Origin of the sequence: Parageobacillus thermantarcticus (genome assembly GCF_900111865.1) — a bacterium.
Taxonomy (GTDB): domain Bacteria; phylum Bacillota; class Bacilli; order Bacillales; family Anoxybacillaceae; genus Parageobacillus; species Parageobacillus thermantarcticus.
Genome location: NZ_FOJS01000070.1, coordinates 3646 through 8830, shown reverse-complemented (window position 1 = coordinate 8830; position 5185 = coordinate 3646). Strand labels below are relative to the sequence as shown.

Below are 5185 nucleotides of genomic sequence, written 5' to 3'. Positions count from 1 at the left end.
GAGGCGGCATGGTCAGCAGCTCGATCCAAGACGCATCCCTTGTCCCGAAAGTTTTGGTCGTTGGCGGCCCGGTGCGGGAAGAAAAAAGCCCTCATCGCCATTGCTCGGCGGATGTTGGTGATCATCTTTTGCATGATCTCCCGCAAAGAGCCGTTCCGCCAACCACAACTTATTTAGTCTAGCCAAAAGGCAGACAGGTTATACGAGATGCCTAAAATCGGGCACCTCTGCTTTCCTATTGCCTTTTTTGGCCATTTTCAGTATACCCGCACGGATCAGGAGCGTATACCGCACTCACCAAGTGGTGGGGATTTTCACGGAAAAGTTCCATGAGCAATTTTTGCTCTCCACCCGGGCATGAAAATGGCCGCTCCAAGCGCGCATTTTCATAGAAAAATAACAAATTATTGTTAATTTTTTGAATTATAGAATTTAAGCGTTTATTTAAATCAAATTTTAAGATTGAGCATGATAAGTTTTGACCATTAACCAAAAGTTCAAGTCCTGATTATTTTATTGTGTAAAATTTCGCTCTCGTTCTAGCTAATTTAGGTCTTGATCAAACTACTTTTTGCTGTTTCTTTTTTAAACAAAATCTCGGACTTAGTCCTTTGTTTTCCAAATCTACGGTTTCCTTGCTGTGCGAGGTGGGCGCCAAAAGCCATGCAAATCCTTGAAGTTTACTATAGCAATGAAATTATATTGGAAAGTGTTGAAAAAATGAGGCAACCAACGTTTGTGTGATATGAAATGGCTGCTTGTCTGCCACTCTCTGAGAATTGCTGGGATTTGTAGAAGCAGAGAGTCATTGCTTGGCTCTCTGTTTTTGTTTTATCCCATGCAGGAATTTCGCGCATGTTGTCGAAATAACGTATATAAATTTTCGCATGTGAGGTGAATGTATGGCTGTTGACCATGACCGCTTGTTTAAAGAGTTGATCCAAACGTTTTTTGAAGAGTTTATTCTTCTCTTTTTCCCCGACATGTACGAGCATATCGACTTTCGCCATTTGTCCTTTTTATCCGAAGAACTGTTCACCGATGTGACCGCTGGGGAGAAATACCGTGTCGATTTGTTGGTCGAGACGAAGTTGAAAGGAGAAAATGGGCTGATTATCGTTCATATTGAAAACCAAAGCTATGTGCAGCCGTCGCTTCCTGAACGGATGTTTATCTACTTCAGCCGATTGTTTGAAAAATACCGCACGAACATCGTTCCGATTGCCGTTTTCAGCTACGATGCCATCCGCGACGAACCGTCCTCGTTTACGCTTCAACTTCCGTTTGGCAACATCCTTCACTTCCGCTTTTTCACTGTTGAATTGCGCAAACAAAATTGGCGCAACTACATTCGCAGCGACAACCCGATCGCCGCTGCGCTGCTTAGCAAAATGGGGTATACTGAAAATGAACGAATCGAATTGAAAAAACAGTTTTTGCGCATGTTAGTTCGTTTAGAGCTGGATGAAGCAAAGCAGAGGCTGTTAATGGGCTTTTTTGAAACATATGTGAAATTGTCGGATGAAGAAGAACAACGATTACGAAACGAGGTGAACCAAATGGAAACGAAAGAAAAAGAGCAAGTGTTGGAATTGTTGATTTCGTATGAACAAAAGGGAAAACGTGAAGGAGCTAAGCAAAAAGAGCGAGAAATGATGCGAAAAATGATTGCAAAAGGAATGAGCATTGCCGATATTGCACATATATTTGACCTAACGGAAGAAGAAGTTCATAAAAGGGTTAACGATTGACCACGACCGCTTATTTAAATAAAGAGCTGGCCACAGCGTTTTTTCATGGATTTATTCTTCTCTTTTTCCCGGATATGTATTGGCTCGGCACCTGTTGTTACCCGCTAAAGGAGAAAGTTGCCCTAAGGATGATGGGGGCAGCTTTTTTTGTTATGGTCGCTCGAATTTTCGGTACGTATGTTGGTTGGGAATTAGGGATTTATAACAATTTTACAATGTTCGACAGCATTTTTCTGCAGCGATTGGTACAATCGAATTGACTGAGATTTTTGTTGTAGGAACGAAGGAGGGGATTACCATGGCAACGATTTGCAAAGCGGATTACTATTACGGGGCCGTTGCTTTCTGCGTTGGTCAACGGGGGACTCACGCTGGCTTTGTTTAAAAAATGACAATCAGTGAAAGCAGTCAAAGACTCCTCATGGCTGCGCATTCACGGTAGCAAGCGAGCCGATAAGATAACACGATTAAGGCGGATGGATACGAATGATCGTTTCGAAGCGCAAATAAGAGGATTGGCGTTGTTGCAATTACTATATGATAGTGGGAATTTTCTAATGTCGTGGAAGAAGGAAAGGATGTATCAGACCGTTCGTTTGTATGGGAGTTTTAAAAAATGTTTTTTATATACAACATGATACATTACAACAATATGCGATTAATATGTGAAGGGAGAGAAACTTATTGCAAGAAGCGTTATACGAGGGAAAGCCTTTCCATCTAAAAACTTATCTCGATACAGTGGAGGATATAAAAGGCGAGTTAGAAAGACTAAAAAAGAGAGCTGATAAGGGAGCATTTCGTTGCCCTTATTGTAAGGATACATTGATTTTGAAAGCTGGTGATATTCGAGAGGAGCATTTTTCACATCGCTATTCTCGATCTTGCGAAATTGCAGAGGCAAGTGAAACATATCATCAGCAAATCAAACGAGAGTCTAAAACACATTCTGTCATGAAGGAAATTATATACAATGAACTAAAAGGTCAAGAGAAAATTAATGAAAATATGCAAGTAGACTATGGATATATCGCTAAAGGAAAAGAAAAATGGCGTTATTACCCAGATATTATTGTAAAAAACGCAGATAAGGAAATAGCCATTACTATTTTAACGAATGTAACAGCTAATAAAGATGAGAAACTCGTTAGACAAATACGAAAGCGTAATCGCTATTATCAAAATAAAGGGATGCAAACGATATGGTTTGTTGAAGATGCCGAAATGTCCGTAGATATGAATCATTACGTCATTCATTTATGGGAAGCGGAGTTGGATATTGCAATAAAAACGGAAGAGGATTTGAAATGGGAGAATATGTTAAACCATTTGCCAATGGATGAACCGCTGTTTAAGTTGTTTGATTATCATCATCGCAAAACTCCTCGATCATTTGATGTTCGCAGTTTATATTATGTACATTCAACAGAAACAGAAATCGTTTTTACCGTCCAACGTTTTATTGTCGATGAGATGGAATATCCGTTTCGGGCTTTTGCGTTAAACAATGGTTATCAAATTAGTATGTCAAAAGCACTTCTCACCACACAAACAATTCAATTAAGTGATCCAGAAATTGAAGAAAAAAATCGGGAGCTTTTTAAAGAAATAGTTAAGCAAAAAGTATTAGAAAAAGCAGGGAGAGATAGGAAAGAAAACATTATTGACGAAAAGCAAAATATGGTTGTATCTTCGCACACTCCTTCAGAGAGATCAAGGAATTATTTTTTTAAGAAATTAATCAACAACGAAAAAGGACTTTTTCCATTACTTGATGAATCTTTACAAAATATCATTTTAGACTATGTACAGTCAAAGTCTATTATCTCAGCTAGTGATCTTAGTAGATATTTAGTAAATGAATGTGGTGCTCCTAGTGAAACTTTTTCAACAGGCAGGTTTAAAATATACCCTGATGTTTGCAAGTTTCTTGATTATTTAGTTGAGCAAGGGATTATACAGCTGTTACGAAAAGATGGGGTCAATGATCGGATTTATGGTATTTATTGAAAAACCTGCAAGCTTCGTCTCTTTTTCTTGAGAGTAGATGACTTTACTTTAATCGGCTGCTTGAAGGCCAAATCCTAGTGTTTGTGTAAAATTCGACTCTCAGTCGAGCGAACTTATGTCTCTGAAAAATAAAATATCTTTGTGTCCGCTTCTTTTTACACAAATCCTTGGACTTCATCATGCACGTTATATCAAGCTGTTCAGTTAATAGTAACGAAGCTGAAAAGTACTGTTATCGCTTCCTTTTTAACGATGTTTTTCTAAAAATGATGATAGTTTGAACTGATTGTCGAATAACAAACGCCCCATCACCTACAGATGGGGGTGAATTCATTATGGAGAGAACACGGAAGCTGCGTTACAGATGGAGAGGCTATTGCTGCTGGGAAAGCTTGCGGATTTTTCGGTCATGTTGGGCGATTTTGGCTGAGTGGAAATCGACGGTTTCTTGTGTTTCGATAAGTTCAATGCGCAAGTTGTCGATTTTTGTTTCTAATCGGTTGAATCGTTCGTTCATTTCATTTTCCAGCCGATCGATTCTGCTTTCCAACCGGTCTTCCATCTCCTGTATCCGCTCGTCCATTTCCGCAAACTTTCTTTTAAATTCACCATTCGTCGCATCGACTTTTTGATTGATCGCCTCGATTTTTTCGTTTAATGCAGCGATTTGCGAACGAAAATCAGATGCATGCAGATCGAGCGCCTTTAAGATTTCTTTTAACACTGTTTGTTGTTCCACCTCATTCACCTCCTCACTAACAGTATAACCGGATCATATGGACAAGAAAAGACAAATTGAACACGATGCTTGTCACCTGTCGAATAATGGAGCAAAGCCGCGGCATATTACGTTTCACCGCGATGGCGCTAGCCGGGAGGTTTAGAGGTTTTGCAAGCTTATTTGCGGTCTTTTCCAATTCCTTTTGATTTTTGTGGAAGTCATCAAAAAAACGCGAAGACGAATGGCTGTTTATTCCAACCGAAAATGGATGACAAAGCAAGGGGGATATATTCGAAAGGAAACATGGCGTATTTATGCGCGACGGACCCGAAAGAGGATGTCGGCATGGCTCAACCGATTAAAATTGTGAAAAAAACGAACGGCTTATCGATTCATGAGATTGTCTCCGACATATATAAGCTATCGTTTATGCATATTCATTCCATGTTGAAGACACGCTTACCGATTACGATCCATTACGCCGATTTAAGCTCTACTTTCCATAACCGCGAGCTGATTTACCCGCGTTCGCAACATGAACGGGCATTGCCGTTTATGTGATGGTGAAACGGTTGCGTTTGCCATTCCTTAAAGAACGGCTGGGGGTGGTGAAGCAGTGAGTCATTGCTTGGCTCTCTGTTTTTGTTTTATCCCATGCAGGAATTTCGCGCATGTTGTCGAAATAACGTATATAAATTTTCGC

The 5185-nt window shown here is 39.9% G+C and carries 5 protein-coding genes; 4 read left to right on the top strand and 1 reads right to left on the bottom strand.

Annotated features, from left to right (window positions below):
* From BM278_RS18985 to BM278_RS17155, 3 genes are all read left to right on the top strand, one after another.
* A partial coding sequence (locus BM278_RS18985) for a hypothetical protein (RefSeq protein ID WP_208601834.1) occupies nt 1–182 on the top strand: 182 nt, incomplete at its 5' end.
* A 720-nt stretch (nt 183–902) separates the two neighbouring features.
* Entirely contained in the window at nt 903–1751 is an 849-nt protein-coding gene (locus BM278_RS17165; protein WP_090952259.1) for an RpnC/YadD family protein, read from the top strand.
* Nucleotides 1752–2435: 684 nt separating this feature from the next.
* Nucleotides 2436–3761: a DUF6035 family protein gene (locus BM278_RS17155; protein ID WP_090952253.1), complete on the top strand. Its 1326-nt coding sequence runs from the start codon at nt 2436–2438 to the stop codon at nt 3759–3761.
* Between the two features lie 373 nt (nt 3762–4134).
* Here BM278_RS17155 and BM278_RS17150 read toward each other — a convergent pair whose 3' ends face one another.
* The gene (locus BM278_RS17150; protein WP_090952250.1) at nt 4135–4500 is read right to left on the bottom strand and encodes a hypothetical protein; all 366 of its coding nucleotides are present in this window, start codon (nt 4498–4500) and stop codon (nt 4135–4137) included.
* A 327-nt stretch (nt 4501–4827) separates the two neighbouring features.
* Between BM278_RS17150 and BM278_RS19370 the strand changes: the two genes are divergently transcribed.
* Nucleotides 4828–5043 carry a hypothetical protein gene (locus BM278_RS19370; RefSeq protein ID WP_244151220.1) on the top strand — a complete coding sequence of 72 codons (216 nt, stop codon included), beginning with the start codon at nt 4828–4830 and terminating at the stop codon, nt 5041–5043.
* The last annotated feature ends 142 nt before the right edge of the window (nt 5044–5185 follow it).